The organism is Marivivens marinus, assembly GCF_035969385.1.
In the GTDB taxonomy this organism is placed as follows: Bacteria; Pseudomonadota; Alphaproteobacteria; order Rhodobacterales; family Rhodobacteraceae; genus SELP01.
This window is the reverse complement of sequence record NZ_JAYKKJ010000001.1, coordinates 383,242-400,379: the sequence shown is the minus strand read 5'-3', so window position 1 is coordinate 400,379 and position 17,138 is coordinate 383,242. Positions and strand designations below refer to the sequence as shown.

The following is a 17,138-nucleotide window of genomic DNA, read 5'->3' as shown; positions in this document are numbered from 1 at the left end:
CCTTACAGGGCCGCGGCGCGGGTGGCGTAGAAGAACGCATCGAAATTCCGCAGGGCGGGCGCGTTCGGCAGGTCGGGCATGACCCGGTTCACGATGAACGGCACCTCTTGTTCCGTCAGCCCGCCGTGGCTGCGCAGCGGTTCTTTCAGCGCCGCCAGATCGTGCCGGTGGGCCGAGGTTCCGATGGTCATATTCACGGTTGAAATCATCGTCAGGTCACCAATCCGGTCGGCGGGCAGTTCATAGGTCGCGACCGCCTCTTCCTTGGTCAGAACCTCCAACATCTGCGGCAGAGCCTTCAGTCGGGCGATGATGTCCGCGCGGTCTGCCCCGTCCGGCAGATAAGCGGTGGCGAAACTGCCCAGCGCGCCGTGGTGCACGACGTAGGGGTCGGTGATCGGCAGGATGACGCGGGCAGCGCCCTCTCCCAGCCAACCGTCCATCAGGTCCTGCGCATAGATCACCGCAGGTTCGCCGTTCTCGTCGTGCTTGGGCTTCATCCCGTGGTCGGCAGTGACGACGATGGCCGCGCCCAGCGCGTCCAGTTCGGTCAGGTAACGGTCGAACATCGCGTAGAAGTCCTTGGCCCCCTGTTCGTCCGGCGCAAACTTGTGCTGGATGTAGTCGGTGGTGGACAGATACATGATGTCGGGCTGCCATTCGCGCAGCAGCTTCACCCCGGCTGCAAAGACGAACTCGGACAGCTCTGCCGAATAGACCTCGGGCACCGGCATTCCCAGCCAGTCGCTGGCATTGTCGATGCCGTGCTCGGCCTTGGTGGTTGTCCCCGACCGTTCCGACGAAAACGCAACCGCCCTGTCCTCGTCGAATTTCAGGCCCGACCCGAGAAGCGCGCGCAGCTTGTCTTTGGCCGTCACCATCGCAACCCGCGCGCCAGCCTCGTAGAACTTGCTGAAGATGGTCGGCGCGCGCAGGAACCGCACGTCGTTCATCATCACCTCTTCGCCTGTATCCGGGTCGAACAGGAAGTTGCCGCAAATGCCGTGCACCGCGGGCGGGCGGCCCGTGGCGATGGACAGGTTATTGGGGTTGGTGAACGACGGGATCACCGAATGGGCCAGCCTGTCTGTCCCGGTTTCGCGCATCCGCTTCAGCGTCGGCATCAGCCCCTCGGCAATGGCCACCTCGAGATATTCAGGTTCGCATCCGTCCAGACAGATCGCGATGGCGCAGGTCTTGGGGGCGGGATAGGTGCGGTCGTTCGCCGTCACCTCGGTGGAAATGGTCATCAGGTCTGGTCCTTCGTCTTCTCAGGCTGCGAGTTTCTTGCGTTCTTCAAGCGCGGCGGCGGGCGGGGCGGCGTCGTCCACGCCCATCTCGGCCAGCGCATCGCGGGCGGCGTCCACCACCCGTGTCATGACATGTTCATCTATCCGGCCGATGCAGCCGACGCGGAAACTGTCCACCACCGTCAGCTTGCCGGGGTAGATGATAAACCCCTTCGCCTTCATCAGGTCATAGAAGGTGGGGAAGTGGAATTTCGGATCTGCCGGGCAGAAAAAGGTCACGATGATCGGCGACAGCCAGCGGTCGGCCAGCAGGGTTTCAAACCCAAGGCCGCGCATCCCCTCGACCATCACATCGCGGTTACGGGCATAGCGGGCCCCACGGGCCGGAACCCCGCCCTCGGCCGCGTGGATCTTCAGCGCCTCAAGAAAGGCAGCGACCACATGGGTCGGCGGGGTAAACCGCCATTGGCCGGTCTTTTCCATCGTCGCCCATTGCGCGTGAACGTCCAGCGACAGGGAATGGCTGTTGCCCTTCGCCGCCTCGATCGCGGACTTACGGGCAATGACAAAGCCGAACCCCGGCACCCCTTCGATGCATTTGTTGGCCGACGAGACGAAGGCCTCATAGCGGATCTTCCCCGGCTCCAGCGGCAGGGCGCCAAAGGCCGACATGCTGTCGATCAACAATTTGCGGCCAGCGGCATAGGTCGCCTCTGAAATCTCCTCGATCGGGTTGAGGATGCCGCTGGAGGTTTCACAATGGATCGCCAGCACATGGGTAATCGCCGGATCGGCGGCGAGAATCTCTGCCACCTCTGCGCCGCGCGGTGGCAGGTAGTCGCCCTTGTCCAAAAGATGTTTGGCCCGCCCCAGATAGTCCAGCGTCGTTGCCGCCCGCAGCCCATAGGCCCCGTTGGCCAGCACCAGCACCTTACCGTCGCGGGGCACGAAACTGCCAAGCATCGCCTCGACGCAGAACGACCCGGACCCCTGCATCGGGACGCAGTCAAATTCGGACGCCCCGTCGCCCAGCATATCCAGCAGGCGGCGGCGCAGGTCGCGGGTCATGGCGCGGAAATCATCGTCCCAGCTGCCCCAATCCTTCAGCATGGCCTGCTTTACCTCATAGGCGGTGGTCAGCGGACCGGGGGTCAGCAGATAGGGCTCTCCCATCTTGGGGGGTGGAAAGGCGGTCATGGCGCGCTCCCTCGGGTGGCAACTGCTGGTCAGGTTGCGGGACTACGCAGTATATGTAAAATCTTTATATTCTATCCATCCATAAGGATTGTATATCCATGCGCTACAGCCAGCTTAGGGCGTTTCACCATGTGGCAGTTCACGGTGGGTTTTCCGCTGCCGCCGCGGCCCTGCACCAGACCCAGCCGGCCCTGTCGGATCAGGTCAAGCGGCTGGAACAGGATCACGACGTCCTGCTGTTTTCGCGGGATGGGCGCCGCGTGCGCCTGACCCCTGCGGGCGAAGACCTGCTGCTGCTGACCCGCCAGTATTTCGAGGTGGAAGACCGGATCGCCAGCCACCTGCAACAGGCGCGGGCGGCGGTGACCGGCACCCTGCGGATCGTCGCGGATTCGGCCCTGCATGTGACTGACGCGCTGGGCGCCTTCCGGGCACGGCACCCGGACGTCTTTGTCCGCCTCACCACCGGAAATTCGCAGCAGGTGCTGGCCGCCCTGCGCAATTATGACGCCGAGATTGGCATTCTGGGCAGCCTTGACCCAGCCCCGGACCTTGATTGCCGCGATCTTGGCGAAACCCCGATTGTCGCCATCGTCGCGCGCGGGTTCCTGCCACCCGGCACCGTCAGCCTGTCCTTGTCCGACCTGCGCCAGATGCCGCTTGTGTTCCGCGAAACGGGGTCGCGCACCCGGGCCGCGCTGGAAACCGCCGCTCGGTCTGCGGGCGCGCGCCTGACCCCGGTGATAGAGGTAGAGGGCCGCGAAGCCATGCGAGAGGTCGTCGCCTCGGGCGCGGGCATCGGCTTCGTGTCCGAAGCGGAACTTGGCTATGACCCACGGATCGAACGGGTCCCCCTGTCCGGCATGTCGCTGGCCATGACCGAAACGCTGGTCAACCTGTCGATGCGGCGCGACCTGCCGGTGATCCGGGCCTTCCTGAGGGAAATCGACGGCGCTAGCTGAACACCTGCTGCAAAAGCGCGGCATGAAGCGCGGGCGTTGCCGCCGCGACCACCCGCCCGTCCGACTCGAGCGTCAAGGGCTGCCCCTGCCAGTCTGTGATGATCCCGCCCGCCTCTTCAACCAGAAGCGACACCGGCAGGTAATCATAGGGTTCCAGCCCGCAATCGACGACCACATCGACATGCCCTGACGCCAGCAGGCCATAGGGTGCGCAGTCATAGGAAAATCGGCGGTTCTGGCCAAGTTGCATCACCCTCGAAAGAAGCTCCGGTTCGGTCCGCCACAGCCGTTCACCTTCGTTGACATAGATCGTTGCCGCCAACGGATCGGTGCAACCGGAAACGGCGATTGGCTGGCCGTTCAGGACCGCCCCACCACCACGCGCCGCCGCGTAGAATTCATTCACCGCCGGCAGGGCCACGGCAGAGGCCTGCACGACCCCGGCCACCATGCGGGCCAAAAGCATTCCAAACAGCGGGTGCCCTGAAATGAAACTGCGGGTGCCGTCGATTGGATCGATAATCCACAACGCGGCGCTTTCGCCCTCTGCCCTTCCGAACTCCTCGCCGAATATGCCGTCATCCGGAAACTCGGCAGCGATCCTTGCCCGGATGGCTTGTTCCGTCGCCCGGTCGGCCCGCGTTACTGGGCTTTGGTCGGCCTTGTGATCGACGTCCAGCGGCGCGCGGAAATGGTCCAGCGCCACAGGGGCCGCAGAGCGCAGGAATTCAATCGCGCGGTCACGAATCCGTATCGCCTCGGCCACTTCGCCAGACCTGAAATGCGCCGCGTTTTGGCGGCTATTTGTGGAATTCGAGGAAAATTCGGGCACTTCCACACCCATATTTGATCATGTCACCGCTATTTGCGCATATATTCCCACAAATATCCACGTTTTTCTTGATCCGACTCGGCAGAGCGTATTTGCTTCGATTCGAAGACACCTAAAGAGGGCTGACGTGGACCACCGTCGAAACGTCCTGTTCGTCATCATCGACCAGCTGCGTGCGGATTGTCTGCACGGCGCGTTGGCCGGTCACGTTGACCTGCCCACCCTGAATGGCCTGATGGCGGAAGGGGTTTCGTTTCGCCGGCACTATTCGGTTACAAACCCCTGCGGCCCGTCTCGGGCGTCGATCCTGACCGGACAATACGCCATGAACCACCGGGCGGTGCGCAACGGCACCCCCCTGCCCCATGACACGCCGAATATCGCGACCGAGGTCCGCAAGGGTGGCTGGTTGCCGCTGCTTTATGGCTATACCGACAGCGCGGCGGACCCGCGTGTGCACGCGGCAGGTGATCCCGTGCTTACGTCCTACGAGCAGGTCATGCCGGGGTTCGTCGAGGCCGTGGAAATGCGGCTGGAGGAAAGCTGGCCCTGGCGCGCCGACCTGTTGGCTAAGGGCTACGATGTGCCGCCCTACCCGGATATCTTCCGCCCCAAGGGCGACCGCCCGGACGATCCGGCGATCTACAGCGCGGACGACAGCGACACCGCCTTTCTGACCAACCGGTTGATCGACGATCTGCGGGCAAGACCGAAAGGCTGGTTCGCGCATCTGACCTATATCCGGCCGCATCCGCCACTTGTTGCGCCCGCGCCCTATAACCGGATGTATGACCCTGCCGCGCTGCCGCGCCCTACGCAGCCACGCGAAAAACGGACCGAGGCGGCGGCGCATCCGTTCAACGCCTCGGCGCTGACGGCAAAGAGCTTGGCGTCGAACGTCGAAGGCTTTCCCGATCTGCCCGAAACAGAAGAGACTGCCGCGATGCTGCGGTCGATCTACCTTGGGCTGGCGACCGAAGTGGACCACCACCTTGGCCGCATCGTCGCCTTTCTGAAGGACAGCGGACAGTGGGACGACACGCTTCTGGTTGTGACCGCAGACCACGGTGAATTGCTGGGCGACCACCACGGCTGGGGCAAGATGAGCTATTACGACAGCGCCTATCACGTGCCGCTGATCATCTGCGACCCAGACCATCGGAACAGCGGCGGAACGGTCGTGACGGCCCCGACGGAAAGCGTTGACGTCACCCCGACGATCCTTGACCTTCTGGGGCTCGATATCCCCGACACGATGGACGGGCGCAGCCTGCGGCCGTTTCTGGAGGGCGCACAGCCCGCCGATTGGCGCAGCCACAGCTATTCCGAGCTGGATTTCGGCGATCCGATCAGCCCGACCCGCTGGCAGGCCGATCTGGGGCTGGACAGCGACCGCTGCAACTTGTCAGTGCTGCGCGGCGAACGGTTCACGCTTGTGCATTTCAATGGCGGCCTGCCGCAGATCCTGTTTGACCATGCAGAGGCGGGCGAGGCCCGGAACATCGCCAATGATCCGGATGCCGCGCCGATCCTGCTGGACCTATCCCGCAAGCTGATCGACCACCGGATGACCCATGCGCAAGGAAGGTTCAGCCAGACAATGATAACGCCAGACGGCGCCCGACGCCGATCTGGGCCCTAGGTAGACACCCCGCGATCGCGGGGCTTTCCGGTCATGGCGCGGCCCGGGCGTCATACTTCTGTTTCACAATCCGGGCAGACCAGCCACCGTCGGCCATCACGGCCCTGATCAGGTGGTTCGAAACGAAGGGGGAAAACAACGAACCAAAACCTTGGCGCGCCGGTCAAAAGATCAGGCCAACTGGATCGAAACTGGACCCTAATTGGACCTATCGCAAACCACCCCGCCGCTCTAGCATTCCCATGCTCGGCAAAGGGTGGGTCGCAAAGAAAACAACAGACCCGCACGAAAACCTTGTCTGACAACAGGAGAGAACATGAAGAAATATTTGCTTTCGGGCGTAGCCACGCTGCTGATACCAGCCGCCGCCTACGCCAATTGCCCGGCGATCACTCTCGCCGATATGCAGGGGGTCGCCGAGGGCGCATTCCCGCAGCAGTATAACCTTGACGAATTCGAAGCGGCTGCAGGCTGCGACATGGAATTCTCGGCCAACCCGGACGCGGCGGCCCTGAACGCCCGCATTCAGGGCAACGGCGACCTGCCCGCTGTGGAAGACCGCTTGCCGTCGAACCCGCTTGTCATGGTTCCCTATGCCAGTGTCGGCCGCTACGGCGGGACGCTTGACGTTCTGTCAAACGCGACCGAAGCAGGCACCTCGGACTTCCTGTCGGTTCGGCACGTGAACCTTGTGCGCTATTCCGACGACCTTCAGACCATCGTGCCGAACGTGGCGGAATCCTGGGAATGGAACGACGACTTCACCCAGCTGACGTTCCACCTGCGCGAAGGCCACAAATGGTCGGACGGCGCCCCCTTCACCAGCGCAGACGTGAAGTTCTGGTACGACAACCTGCACATGGATTCGAACATCTTCGAAACCTGGAAGGACTATGTCACCGTCGCGGGCGAACGGATGACCGTCGATACGCCGGATGAAACCACGGTGGTCTTCAACCTGCCCGCGCCGAAGCCCGGCCTTCTGGCCCACTTCGCCACGCACTTCGGGCAAGGGTTCCAGCCGCGGCACTTCCTTGGCCAGTTCCACCCCGACATCAACCCGGACGCGGACGCCTATGCCCAAAGCCTCGGGTTCGAAAATGGCTATGACGCCATCAAGGCCTACTGGGGCAACTCGGACTGGACCGACACGCCAACCCCGATGCTGTCGCATCCCGACATTGCCGACAGCCTGCCCAAGGCAACCCTTCCGACGCTGGAAAGCCACATCTACGTGACGGACACCACCGAAGGCCGTCACCTTGTCGCCAACCCCTACTTCTTCCAAGTTGACCCGACCGGTCAGCAGCTTCCCTACATCTCGGAACAGGACGAAGTTTACATCAACGACAACGAGGTCCGTATCCTGAAGCTGGTCAACGGCGAAGTGGACTATAAGGCCCAGTCGCTACAGCTTGCCTCGGCCCCGATCCTTCTGGAAAATCAGGAATCCGGCAACTACACCATCGACCTGCGTCCTGAAATCACCATCGGCGCCTTCGGGTTCAACGTCACCCATGACGATCCGGCCCGCCGGGAAACCTTTGGTGACCTGCGGTTCCGCGAAGCGATGTCTGTCGCGATCAACCGTGACGAGTTGAACGAGGTCGGCTTTTTCGGCCTTGGCACCCCGCAGCAATATGTCGGCTTCTCGCCGCTGCCCGCCTTCATCGACGAGGCATGGCTGTCCTACAAGGCGGAATACGATCCCGCCGCAGCCAATGCCCTGCTTGATGACATGGGCATGGTCGATACCGACGGCGACGGGTTCCGCGAAATGCCCAATGGCGAGAAGCTGGTTCTGAACATGAACTTCTCGACCCAAGGTATCGCGGGCCAGACCGTTGAACTGGTCGCCCAATACTGGGCCGATGTCGGCATCCAATCGGTCGTGAAGGAAGTGACCCCGGACGAATACCGGTCGGCACAATCGTCCAACCAGCTTGACGTGGTGATGTGGCGCAAGTCGCAGCCGCTGGCCATCGTTTTGGGCAACAACGAACTGTGGGTGCCGCCGTTCGAAAACTACTTTGGCGTCCGCAACGGGATGCTCTGGGCCGAATGGGTCGACAGCGGTGGTGCGTCTGGCGTGGAACCGCCGGAATACGTCAAGCAGCTGATGGCCGACATCAACGCGTTCCAGTCCGCCGCTCAGGGCAGCGCCGAATTCGAAGCGCTTGGTCAGAACCTCGTCAAGAACATGGTCGAGAACCTGTTGTTCATCGGCACGGTGCAGGCACCGGCCCCGATGTATCACCACAACAGCCTGCAGAACTTTGCAGACTTCAAGACCCACTCCTACGAGTACTACCGGACCTACCCCTATCGGGCGACCCAGTGGTGGCTTGACGAATAAGGCCCCGGCCTTGTCAACTTGAACCCGCGGCGGGCGACCTGTTTCGCCCGCCGCCACCAAGGCCGAAACCGGCCAAACCGACAGGGGACACGGGGCGCGCAGATGCTTCAATTCGGAAAATTCGTGGCGACACGCGCCAGCATGGCGATGATCACGCTGATCATCGTGTCGCTTGTCGTCTTCACCCTGATGGAGCTGGTGCCCGGCGACTGCGCCGAACGCTACCTCGCCTTCAAGAACACCCAAGGGTCCGGCATCTCGGTCGAGGATATCGAGGTGGAACGCCAGCGGCTTGGGTTGGATCGACCCTTCATGGAACGTTGGGTCAGCTGGATCGTTGGCGCCTTCCAGGGCGAATTCGGCGACAGCTGTATCTTGCGGGTCAACATCGCCCAGCTTCTGGGCACGAAATTCTGGCTGTCACTGTCGATCTGCCTTGCCTCTCTCGTGCTGGCCTATGCCATCGCGATTCCGGTCGGCATGATCTCGGCGGCGACCAACAACCCCTACCTCAACAACACCCTGCGGATCGTCAGCTACCTCGGCCTTGCCATGCCGAACTTCCTTCTGGCGCTGGTGATCATGCTCGTGTCGACCGTCTGGTTCGGGGAAACGCTGACTGGTCTTTTCTCAAACGAATTCCGCGACGCGCCCTGGGGCTGGGACAAGTTCGTCGACCTGATGAAACACGCGTGGCTGCCGATCTTCATCCTTGGCTGGTCGGCCACCGCCTTTGCCCTGCAAACCGTCCGCGCCCTGATGTCCGACGAGGTGGGCAAACTCTACGTGACCGCCGCCGCCGCGCGTGGGGTCCATGGCCGCAAACTGCTGTGGCGTTACCCGGCCCGGCACGCGCTGGGGCCGATCGTCAACAGCCTTGGCTTTGACCTGAACCGTATCTTCAACGAACTGCCCATCGTGGCGCTGATCCTCGTGCTGACCGATGCAGGCGCGCTACTGATCGAGGCGCTGGCGCGGTCCAACGATCAGCAGCTTGCCGGAGCGATCATCTTTCTTCTCACCGCGTCCATCGTGACGCTGAACTTCCTGACCGACGTTCTGCTGGCCGTGCTTGATCCGCGCGTCCGCAAGTCCATCATGCGGTGACCGAAATGACTGACCAGACCACCGACACCCCGCAATTCGGCGCCGACCAGAAGGCGAAAGAGGCCTATTTCACCGCGTCCCAGCGACAGCTGATCTGGGCCCGCTTCAAGAAGCAGCGGTCGGCCATGATCGCGGCCTGGGTTCTTGTGGCGCTTCTTCTGTCCGGGATCTTCGCACCCTTCCTGTCCCCCTACGATCCGACCATCGCGGGCCGAAACAAGGACTATACCAACGGCGCGCCCCAGATCCCGCAGTTCTGTGACGATGCGGGCTGTTCATTCCGCCCCTTCGTCTACGGGGTCACGCGAGAACGGTCGATAGCCACCAACTTCCGCTGGGTGACCAAGATCGACCCCGAACAGCGCCACTACATCTATTTCTTCGAGGAGGGCTGGGACTACAAACTGTTCGGGATCATCCCGATGGACACGCACCTGTTCGCCACAAGGTCCGAAGGCGGGTTCGTCCATATCTTCGGGACCGATGCCAGCGGCAAGGACATCTTCAGCCGGACGCTGCACGCGATCTGGACCTCGATGCAGGTGGGGACCATCGGGGTCTTCATCGCCTTCGTTCTGGCGCTGATCATCGGCGGCATATCCGGTTATTACGGCGGCTGGATCGACAGTATTATACAAATGATCACCGACGCGGTCCGAACCGTCCCTGCAATCCCACTGTTCATGGCGGTCGCCGCCTTCATGCCTCCTGAAATGACGGCAGAGGCGCGGTTCTTCTACATATCCCTGATCCTCGGGCTGATCGGCTGGCCGACACTTGCCCGGCGGGTGCGGACCCATCTTCTGACCGAACGGAACCAGGAATATGTGCTGGCCGCGCAACTGTGCGGCGCGCGGCCCGGCCACGTGATCCGCAAACACCTTCTGCCCAGCTTCACCAGCTACATCATCGTCGATCTGGTGATTTCCTTCCCCTATATGGTGCTGTCCGAAACGGCGCTGTCCTTCATCGGGTTGGGGCTGAAGGACCCGGTCAACAGCCTTGGCGTCATGCTGCAGAACGTGACCTCGGCCGATGTCCTTCTGAACTATCAATGGTACTTCATCCCGGTGATCTTCTTCATCGCCCTCGTGATGGCCTTCGTCTTCTTGGGCGACGGGCTTCGGGATGCTGCAGACCCCTATTCGGACACGCACAAATGACTTCACTGATCGACGTAAAGAACCTGACGCTGCGGTTCCACACCGACGAGGGGCTGGTGAAGGCCGTGGACGACGTGTCCTTCTCGCTCAAGAAAGGCGAGGTGATGGGGCTGGTCGGCGAAAGCGGATCGGGAAAGTCGGTGACCGCCAAGGCGCTGATGCACCTGAACGCCCGGAACGCTGTCTATGACGAGGGCAGCAAGATCACCCTGCACACCGACGACCACGGAGAGGTGGACGTTCTGTCGCTCAAGCGGCCCGCCGATATGAAAATCGTCCGGGGCGGGGCGATCTCGATGATCTTTCAGGAACCGATGGCCAGCTTCGCCCCCGCGATCACCATCGGCAGCCAGATGATCGAACAGTTGATGCTGCATTCCGACATGACCAAGGCGCAGGCCAAGGCGCTGTCCATCGAAATGCTGGACCGGGTCGGGATCTCGGACCCGGCGAAACGGATCGACCAGTTTGCCTTTGAACTGTCGGGCGGGATGCGGCAGCGGGCGATGATCGCCATGGCCCTGTCGACCAAGCCCAAACTGCTGATCGCCGACGAACCGACGACCGCGCTGGACGTGACCATTCAGGCGCAGGTCATCGACCTGATGAAAGACCTCGTGAACGAATTTCACATGGGGATCATCTTTATCACCCATGACCTTGGCGTCGTGGCGCAGACTGCCGACAAGGTCTGCGTCATGTATCTGGGCCGGGTGGTCGAGGAAGGCCCGGTGCGCGAGGTGATCCGAAACCCCAAACACCCCTACACCCGCGGGCTGATCGCCGCCCTGCCCCAGCTTGACGATCTTGACGCGCCGCTGGTGCCGGTTCCGGGCGATATCCCCTCGCCGCTGGAACGCCCGTCGGGCTGTGTCTTTCACACCCGTTGTCAGGAACTGGTGGGCGACATGTGCAAGGCCCGCCTGCCGCAAGATATCTGGGTCGACCCGGACCACCGCGTCGCCTGCCATCTGCACGATCCGAAGGAGACCGGGAAATGACCGATGACATCCTGATTTCCGCCCGCGACCTGACCGTCGGCTACCAGATCGGCAAGGGCATCTTCAACAAGACCATCCTGAACGCCGTGAACGGCGTTTCGCTGGATATCGAACGCGGTTCATTCTTCGGGCTGGTGGGCGAATCCGGCTCGGGCAAGACCACGCTGGGCCGGGCGCTTCTCAAGGCCGCACCGATCACCGGCGGTCATGCACGCTACACCGACGGCGAGGTCGACTACGACCTCGCCACACTCGACGGCCCGGCATTGAAGGACTACCGTAAGCGGGCACAGCTGATCTTTCAGGACCCCTATGCCGCGCTGTCGCCCCGGATGACGGTGCGGGACATCATTGCCGAACCGCTCGAGGTGATGGGCCTGACCAAGGGCCGGGCCGAAACCGACGAACGCGTGCGCGAGATCGCCGCCAAATGCCGTCTGAACCTTGAACACCTGCGCCGCTTTCCACACGCCTTTTCCGGCGGGCAGCGGCAGCGGATTTCTATCGCGCGGGCACTGGTGGCCGGGCCGCAGTTCATCGTGGCCGATGAAAGCGTCGCCGCGCTGGACGTGTCGATTCAGGCGGATGTTCTGAACCTGCTGAAACAGCTTCAGGCCGATCTGGGCCTGACCTTCCTGTTCATCAGCCACGACCTCTCAGTCGTTGCCCACACCTGCGACCATGTGGCGGTGATGTATCTGGGGCGGCTGGTGGAAACCGCGCCGACGCGCAAACTCTTCGCCGCGCCGCGCCACCCCTACACAAAGGCGCTGTTCTCGGCGATCCCCTCGCTTGACCCCGACGACCGGGGCAGCGCGCAAAAGCTGACCGGGGAAATCCCCTCGCCCCTGAACCAGCCGCCGGGATGCAAATTCCACACCCGCTGTCCCAACGCGATCGACCGCTGCCGGAGCGAGGAACCATCGCTTGAAAACACCGGCGACGGGCATAGCGTCAGCTGCCACCGCTGGCGCGAATTGCTGGAGGCTGTCCCGGCCTGAGACTGGTAGGGTGGGTCAGGACCCACCTTACATCCAGCCCCGCCGTCGTAAGGTGGGTTTCAACCCACCGTGATGGCGTCGGCGATCCGCTGGGCCAGCCTGCGGGCGACCTCATCCTTGCCCATGCGCGGCCAGTCCTCGGCCCCTTCGGCGGTGATCAGCGTCACCGCGTTTTCCGTCCCGCCCATGATCCCGGTTTCCGGGCTGACATCATTGGCGAGAATCCAGTCACAGCCCTTTCGCGCCCGTTTCGCCGTGGCGTGGCCGATCACATCGTCGGTTTCGGCGGCGAACCCCACGACCAGACCGGGCCGCCCGTCGGTCATCTGGCTGACGGTGGCAAGAATATCCGGGTTCTCGGCAAATTCGAGGGTTGGAAGCCCCTTGCCGTCCTTCTTGATCTTGCTGGCCGAGGCACTGGCCACCCGCCAATCCGCCACGGCGGCGGCAAAGACTGCGGCATCGGCAGGCAGCGCAGCCTGCACCGCCTCCAGCATCTCGCGGGCGGTCTGCACCCGCACGACCCGCACGCCCTGCGGCGGCGGCACATCGGCCGGGCCGGTCACGAATGTCACCTCTGCCCCCAGCGCCGCGAGGGCAGCGGCAATCGCCGTGCCCTGCGCCCCGGATGACCGGTTCGCGATATAGCGGACCGGGTCGATCGGTTCATGCGTCGGGCCAGAGGTCACAAGGATATGCTTGCCCTTCAGCGGTCCAGCGGCCAGCGCAGCCCCGATTGCCGCCACGATTTCCAGCGGTTCGGCCATCCGCCCCGGCCCATATTCGCCACAGGCCATGTCGCCTTCGTTCGGGCCAACGGTCAGAACCCCGTCGCCGCGCAGCGTCGCCAGATTGCGCTGTGTCGCAGGGTGGTCCCACATCCGCACGTTCATCGCGGGCGCGATCAGCACCCGTTTGTCCGTGGCCAGCAACAGGGTGGACGCCAGATCATTCGCCAGCCCGCCCGCCATCTTGGCCATTAGGTCCGCCGTGGCCGGGGCCACCACCACAAGATCGGCGGACCGGCTCAGTTCGATATGGCCCATCTCGGCCTCTGACGTCAGATCAAACAGGGCATCATGCACCTTGACCCCGGCCAGCGCCGACACCGACAGGGGCGTGACGAACTCTGCCCCGGCCTTTGTCAGAACGGGCGTGACGGCACAGCCGCGTTCCTTCAATCGCCGGATCAGGTCCAGCGATTTGAAGGCGGCGATGCCGCCACCGATGATCAGAAGAACGCGCTTTCCCTGCAACATGGCCGGTATCCTTGACTAGGTTCGGCCAAACTTAGGCACTGCAAGGGTGAAGGGCAATCAGCCTTGGGAAAACACCGCGCAGGGGTCTTCGCGATCAACCGGCGGGGCGACAAGAACGCGGTCGAAGGGCCGGTCGCCCCCGGACAGCGGGCCTTCGATCTGCCCGATCGCCTCCACCTCCAAATCGGGCGCGGCCAGTGCCAGCAGGGCGGGCACCCCCCAATCGGTCCGGGCATGTCCATTGCCGGTGATCAGGACAACCGGGGTGCCGTGGGCCTCTACCGCCTGCAGAACCGCTCGCGCCAGAACCGCGTCCCGGAACCGCTGCGCCTCGACCATGCCGGGCAGCATCTCGGGCGGCAGGGCGTCGCAATGGGCCTCGGCCTGCCCCGCCTCGCGCGCGGCCTGCTCTGCGGGATCAAGCGGGTGGTCGAGCCCGAACCGCGCGGCATCTGGTCCGAAGACCGCCGCCGCTCCTTCCGAAATCGCGCGCCGCACCTCGGCCCGTGGCGCGCCGCCTGCGACAATCGGGGCCGAGCCTACGGCATCGAAGACCGGCTGATAGATGTCGAAGGCGGGCCAGCCACTGTCGGCCCAACCTATCGCCTCAGGATCGACCCGGCCCATCTGAGCAATAATCGCGGCCTGCTCCGGCAAAATCATCTCGAACACGACGGCCGAGGGCGACAGATCGCGGATCATTTCGGCCTGTGTCAGGTGATGCGTGGGATTGTCATGCACCTCGCCGATGATCACCACGTCCTGGGCCCCGGCCAGTCCGGCCGAAAGCGCGATCACAACAGCAGGGACTAGGGACTTCATACGAGGAAGTTGAACACTTCCTTCGACTGGCCCTCAAGCGATTTGCGCATCTTGGCAAAGGCCGCAACCTCCAGCTGCCGGATGCGTTCCTTCGACAGGCCCATCTCCTCGCCCAGACTTTCAAGCGTCCGGGGATCATCGCGCAACCGGCGTTCCCGCAGGATGAACCGCTCCCGATCGTTCAGCGCCGACATGGCCGTCAGCAGCCATTGGCGCAGGGTTTCAGTGTCATGGGCATGTTCGACACGGTCTTCGGTCGCAGGACCATCATCCTCGATGGTGTCGATCCATTCGCGCCCCTCGTCATCGGTGGACTGCGTCGCGTTGAGCGAGAAGTCAGACCCACCCAAACGCCCCGACATCATCTCCACATCCGCCACGCTGACGCCAAGTTCCGCCGCGATGCGGTCATGCAGGACATCGGTCGAAAGCTCCTCTCCCGTCGCCATCGCCTCGCGTTCGATCCGAGCCTGCACACGGCGCAGGTTGAAAAACAGAGACTTCTGCGAGGAGGTAGACCCGGTGCGCACCATCGACCAGTTGCGCATCACGTAGTCCTGAATCGACGCCTTGATCCACCAGACCGCATAGGTCGAAAACCGCACGCCGCGATCCGGGTCGAATTTATCCGCCGCCTTCATCAGGCCGAGGCTCGCCTCCTGGATCAGGTCGTTCATCGGCGCGCCGTAGCGTTTGAACTTGGCCGCCATGGAAATGGCCAGCCGCATATAGGCGGTGATCAGGCGATGCAGGGCCTGTTCGTCCCTTTGGTCGCGCCAGGCATAGGCCAGCGCCGCCTCTGTTTCCGCGTCCAGCAGTTCGGCTTTCATCGCCGCCCGCGACATTCTCCGGTCATTTCCCATATCGAGTGCCATTCTTCGCGCTCCCCCGCTGTTTCGCTGGCCTGTCTCGTGCTAGTCACAGGGTGTTACGCAGGGACATTTGGCCCGGATCAATATTTCTGACCAATTCACACAGGGATTTCAGGGGCGGACATGGTGGAAACAACCCGCTGGTTCTGGGTCCGGCACGGCCCGACACACGAGGACGGTTTCGTCGGCCAACGCGACGTGGTCCCCGACCTGTCCAACCATGCCGCGATCGGGCGGATGTCGGCCTTTCTCCCCTTCGGTGCAGTCATGCTGACCTCAACTCTGCGGCAGGCCTCTGCCACAGCGCTGCGCCTTGGGGCGGGGCGCGCGCCCCTGACCATGGCGCCAGAGCTGCGCGAATTCGACTTTGGCGACTGGGACGGGATCACGGCGGCCGAGGCGGCGGAAACAGACCCGGAGCTGTCTGCGGCCTTCTGGGAAACCCCGGGCATGGCGGCGGCCCCGAATGGTGAAAGCTGGAACCGCGTGGCGCTGCGGGTGAACATGTTCATCGACCGGGTGAACATGGCGCATAAAGGCAAGGACATTGTCGCCGTGTCCCACATCGGCGTGATCCTCGTGGCCCTGCAGCGGGCGCTTGGCAACCGACCCGACGAGGCGATCAAGATGCATGTGAACCCCCTTTCAGTGACCGAAATGACGTTTGCGGGCGGGGGCTGGCGCGTTGGGCGGATCAATCACCATCCGTGATGGGCACCCCAACAAATGATCGTTTCCAGTGTTGCGCGGACCGCCACTATGGTCCGGCCAAAGCAATCGGAGACGGATCATGAGTGACGAGACTTTCATCGGCGACCGCAGCTATTCCAGCTGGTCGTTGCGCGGCTGGCTGATGTACCACGCCTTTGGCATCGACCATCGGTTCAAGATGGTGGGGCTTTATTCCGGCACCATGCAGGATGACCTTGCCCCCTTGGGAATTGCCCGGACTGTTCCCGCCGTGCGGACCGACGCCGGCGTGGTTTTGACCGACACGATCTCAATTGCCGAAACGCTGGTCGAACGGAACCCGGACGCCGGGCTGTGGCCCGCCGATCCCGCCGCCCGGGCGATGGCCCGGAACCTCGTTGCGGAAATGCATTCGGGCTTTGGCGCACTGCGGGGGGATTGTCCGATGAACATTCGCACTTCTTGGGCCGACTTTGCCCCATCCGACGCGGTGCGGCGCGACCTTGCCCGGATCGAACAGCTTTGGGCACATGCCCGTGACCACTTCGGCGGGGATGGCCCGTGGCTTTTCGGGGCCTATTCGCTCGCCGATGCATTCTACGCCCCGGTCGCGGCCCGGATCGCAGGTTATGGCCTACCGGTCAGCGAGGCCGCGGCAGCGTATGTTGCGGCCCATCTGGCCCATCCGTCCTTCCGCCGTTGGCGGGCGCTGGCCCTAACCGAAACCATCGAGCCCCCGCAATACCAGCTGGGCCTGGCAACGCGGGACTGGCCCGGCCCAGTTCCCCTTGCGGCCCATGCGGTCGAGGGCACGGACAGCGAAAACACCGTATGCCCCTATTCCGGCGATCCGGTCACCCATGTGATGGAACTGGACGGGCGGCAGTTCGGGTTCTGCAACGCGCATTGCCGCGCCAAGACCATCAACGACCCCGAAGCCTTCCCTGAATTCATGGCCATTTACCATTCGTAAACCAAAGCCCC

The 17,138-nt window shown here is 63.2% G+C and carries 15 protein-coding genes; 9 read left to right on the top strand and 6 right to left on the bottom strand.

Translation table 11 applies throughout. The annotated features are described in order from the left end of the window. Positions 1–2 precede the first annotated feature (2 nt). Both phnA and U3648_RS02020 read right to left on the bottom strand, forming a co-directional pair. Positions 3–1,250 (bottom strand): phosphonoacetate hydrolase, encoded by a 1,248-nt coding sequence (gene phnA / locus U3648_RS02025; RefSeq protein ID WP_420857567.1) that lies wholly within the window; start codon positions 1,248–1,250, stop codon positions 3–5. Positions 1,251–1,271: 21 nt separating this feature from the next. Continuing rightward, positions 1,272–2,447, bottom strand: coding sequence for a 2-aminoethylphosphonate--pyruvate transaminase (locus U3648_RS02020; protein ID WP_420857566.1), 1,176 nt, complete (start codon positions 2,445–2,447; stop codon positions 1,272–1,274). Positions 2,448–2,545: 98 nt separating this feature from the next. On the opposite strand from U3648_RS02020, the gene U3648_RS02015 reads away from it, so the two are divergent. Further along, positions 2,546–3,409 (top strand): LysR substrate-binding domain-containing protein, encoded by an 864-nt coding sequence (locus U3648_RS02015; protein ID WP_420857565.1) that lies wholly within the window; start codon positions 2,546–2,548, stop codon positions 3,407–3,409. Here the strand turns inward: U3648_RS02015 and U3648_RS02010 are convergent. Next, positions 3,402–4,175, bottom strand: coding sequence for an inositol monophosphatase family protein (locus tag U3648_RS02010; protein ID WP_420857564.1), 774 nt, complete (start codon positions 4,173–4,175; stop codon positions 3,402–3,404). The genes U3648_RS02015 and U3648_RS02010 overlap by 8 nt on opposite strands. Before the next feature lie 193 nt (positions 4,176–4,368). On the opposite strand from U3648_RS02010, the gene U3648_RS02005 reads away from it, so the two are divergent. From U3648_RS02005 to U3648_RS01980, 6 genes are all read left to right on the top strand, one after another. Further along, entirely contained in the window at positions 4,369–5,883 is a 1,515-nt protein-coding gene (locus tag U3648_RS02005; protein WP_420857563.1) for a sulfatase-like hydrolase/transferase, read from the top strand. Between the two features lie 316 nt (positions 5,884–6,199). Beyond that, the gene (locus tag U3648_RS02000) at positions 6,200–8,239 is read left to right on the top strand and encodes an ABC transporter substrate-binding protein (protein WP_420857562.1); all 2,040 of its coding nucleotides are present in this window, start codon (positions 6,200–6,202) and stop codon (positions 8,237–8,239) included. A gap of 102 nt (positions 8,240–8,341) precedes the next feature. Further along, on the top strand, positions 8,342–9,346 hold the full coding sequence (locus tag U3648_RS01995; RefSeq protein ID WP_420857561.1) for an ABC transporter permease: 1,005 nt from the start codon (positions 8,342–8,344) through the stop codon (positions 9,344–9,346). Between the two features lie 5 nt (positions 9,347–9,351). Continuing rightward, entirely contained in the window at positions 9,352–10,509 is a 1,158-nt protein-coding gene (locus tag U3648_RS01990) for an ABC transporter permease (RefSeq protein ID WP_420857560.1), read from the top strand. Then, complete coding sequence (locus tag U3648_RS01985; RefSeq protein WP_420857559.1) at positions 10,506–11,510, top strand: ABC transporter ATP-binding protein; 1,005 nt, start codon at positions 10,506–10,508, stop codon at positions 11,508–11,510. The genes U3648_RS01990 and U3648_RS01985 overlap by 4 nt, the downstream gene beginning before the upstream one ends. Further along, on the top strand, positions 11,507–12,511 hold the full coding sequence (locus U3648_RS01980; protein ID WP_420857558.1) for an ABC transporter ATP-binding protein: 1,005 nt from the start codon (positions 11,507–11,509) through the stop codon (positions 12,509–12,511). Before U3648_RS01985 ends, U3648_RS01980 begins: the two co-directional genes overlap by 4 nt. 59 nt (positions 12,512–12,570) lie before the next feature. Here the strand turns inward: U3648_RS01980 and coaBC are convergent, their stop codons facing one another. The 3 genes from coaBC to U3648_RS01965 are packed head-to-tail and all read right to left on the bottom strand — an operon-like array spanning position 12,571 to position 15,467. Further along, positions 12,571–13,770, bottom strand: a complete 1,200-nt coding sequence (gene coaBC / locus U3648_RS01975) for a bifunctional phosphopantothenoylcysteine decarboxylase/phosphopantothenate--cysteine ligase CoaBC (protein WP_420857557.1) — start codon at positions 13,768–13,770, stop codon at positions 12,571–12,573. Between the two features lie 57 nt (positions 13,771–13,827). Continuing rightward, positions 13,828–14,592: a ChaN family lipoprotein gene (locus U3648_RS01970; RefSeq protein ID WP_420857556.1), complete on the bottom strand. Its 765-nt coding sequence runs from the start codon at positions 14,590–14,592 to the stop codon at positions 13,828–13,830. Then, positions 14,589–15,467 carry an RNA polymerase factor sigma-32 gene (locus U3648_RS01965; protein ID WP_420857555.1) on the bottom strand — a complete coding sequence of 293 codons (879 nt, stop codon included), beginning with the start codon at positions 15,465–15,467 and terminating at the stop codon, positions 14,589–14,591. The genes U3648_RS01970 and U3648_RS01965 overlap by 4 nt, the downstream gene beginning before the upstream one ends. A 120-nt stretch (positions 15,468–15,587) precedes the next feature. Between U3648_RS01965 and U3648_RS01960 the strand changes: the two genes are divergently transcribed. Both U3648_RS01960 and U3648_RS01955 read left to right on the top strand, forming a co-directional pair. Continuing rightward, on the top strand, positions 15,588–16,175 hold the full coding sequence (locus tag U3648_RS01960) for a histidine phosphatase family protein (protein WP_420857554.1): 588 nt from the start codon (positions 15,588–15,590) through the stop codon (positions 16,173–16,175). A 79-nt stretch (positions 16,176–16,254) separates the two neighbouring features. Then, positions 16,255–17,127, top strand: coding sequence for a glutathione S-transferase C-terminal domain-containing protein (locus tag U3648_RS01955; protein WP_420857553.1), 873 nt, complete (start codon positions 16,255–16,257; stop codon positions 17,125–17,127). Positions 17,128–17,138 lie beyond the last annotated feature (11 nt).

What these genes read in the sequence shown, in the direction of transcription:
- U3648_RS01970 (WP_420857556.1), bottom strand. Translation starts at nt 14,592, where the DNA reads ATGAAGTCCCTAGTCCCTGCTGTTGTGATCGCGCTTTCGGCCGGACTG.
- U3648_RS02020 (WP_420857566.1), bottom strand. Translation starts at nt 2,447, where the DNA reads ATGACCGCCTTTCCACCCCCCAAGATGGGAGAGCCCTATCTGCTGACC.
- U3648_RS01980 (WP_420857558.1), top strand. Translation starts at nt 11,507, where the DNA reads ATGACCGATGACATCCTGATTTCCGCCCGCGACCTGACCGTCGGCTAC.
- coaBC (WP_420857557.1), bottom strand. Translation starts at nt 13,770, where the DNA reads ATGTTGCAGGGAAAGCGCGTTCTTCTGATCATCGGTGGCGGCATCGCC.
- U3648_RS01955 (WP_420857553.1), top strand. Translation starts at nt 16,255, where the DNA reads ATGAGTGACGAGACTTTCATCGGCGACCGCAGCTATTCCAGCTGGTCG.
- U3648_RS01965 (WP_420857555.1), bottom strand. Translation starts at nt 15,467, where the DNA reads ATGGCACTCGATATGGGAAATGACCGGAGAATGTCGCGGGCGGCGATG.
- U3648_RS01985 (WP_420857559.1), top strand. Translation starts at nt 10,506, where the DNA reads ATGACTTCACTGATCGACGTAAAGAACCTGACGCTGCGGTTCCACACC.
- U3648_RS02000 (WP_420857562.1), top strand. Translation starts at nt 6,200, where the DNA reads ATGAAGAAATATTTGCTTTCGGGCGTAGCCACGCTGCTGATACCAGCC.
- phnA (WP_420857567.1), bottom strand. Translation starts at nt 1,250, where the DNA reads ATGACCATTTCCACCGAGGTGACGGCGAACGACCGCACCTATCCCGCC.
- U3648_RS01990 (WP_420857560.1), top strand. Translation starts at nt 9,352, where the DNA reads ATGACTGACCAGACCACCGACACCCCGCAATTCGGCGCCGACCAGAAG.
- U3648_RS01960 (WP_420857554.1), top strand. Translation starts at nt 15,588, where the DNA reads ATGGTGGAAACAACCCGCTGGTTCTGGGTCCGGCACGGCCCGACACAC.
- U3648_RS01995 (WP_420857561.1), top strand. Translation starts at nt 8,342, where the DNA reads ATGCTTCAATTCGGAAAATTCGTGGCGACACGCGCCAGCATGGCGATG.
- U3648_RS02015 (WP_420857565.1), top strand. Translation starts at nt 2,546, where the DNA reads ATGCGCTACAGCCAGCTTAGGGCGTTTCACCATGTGGCAGTTCACGGT.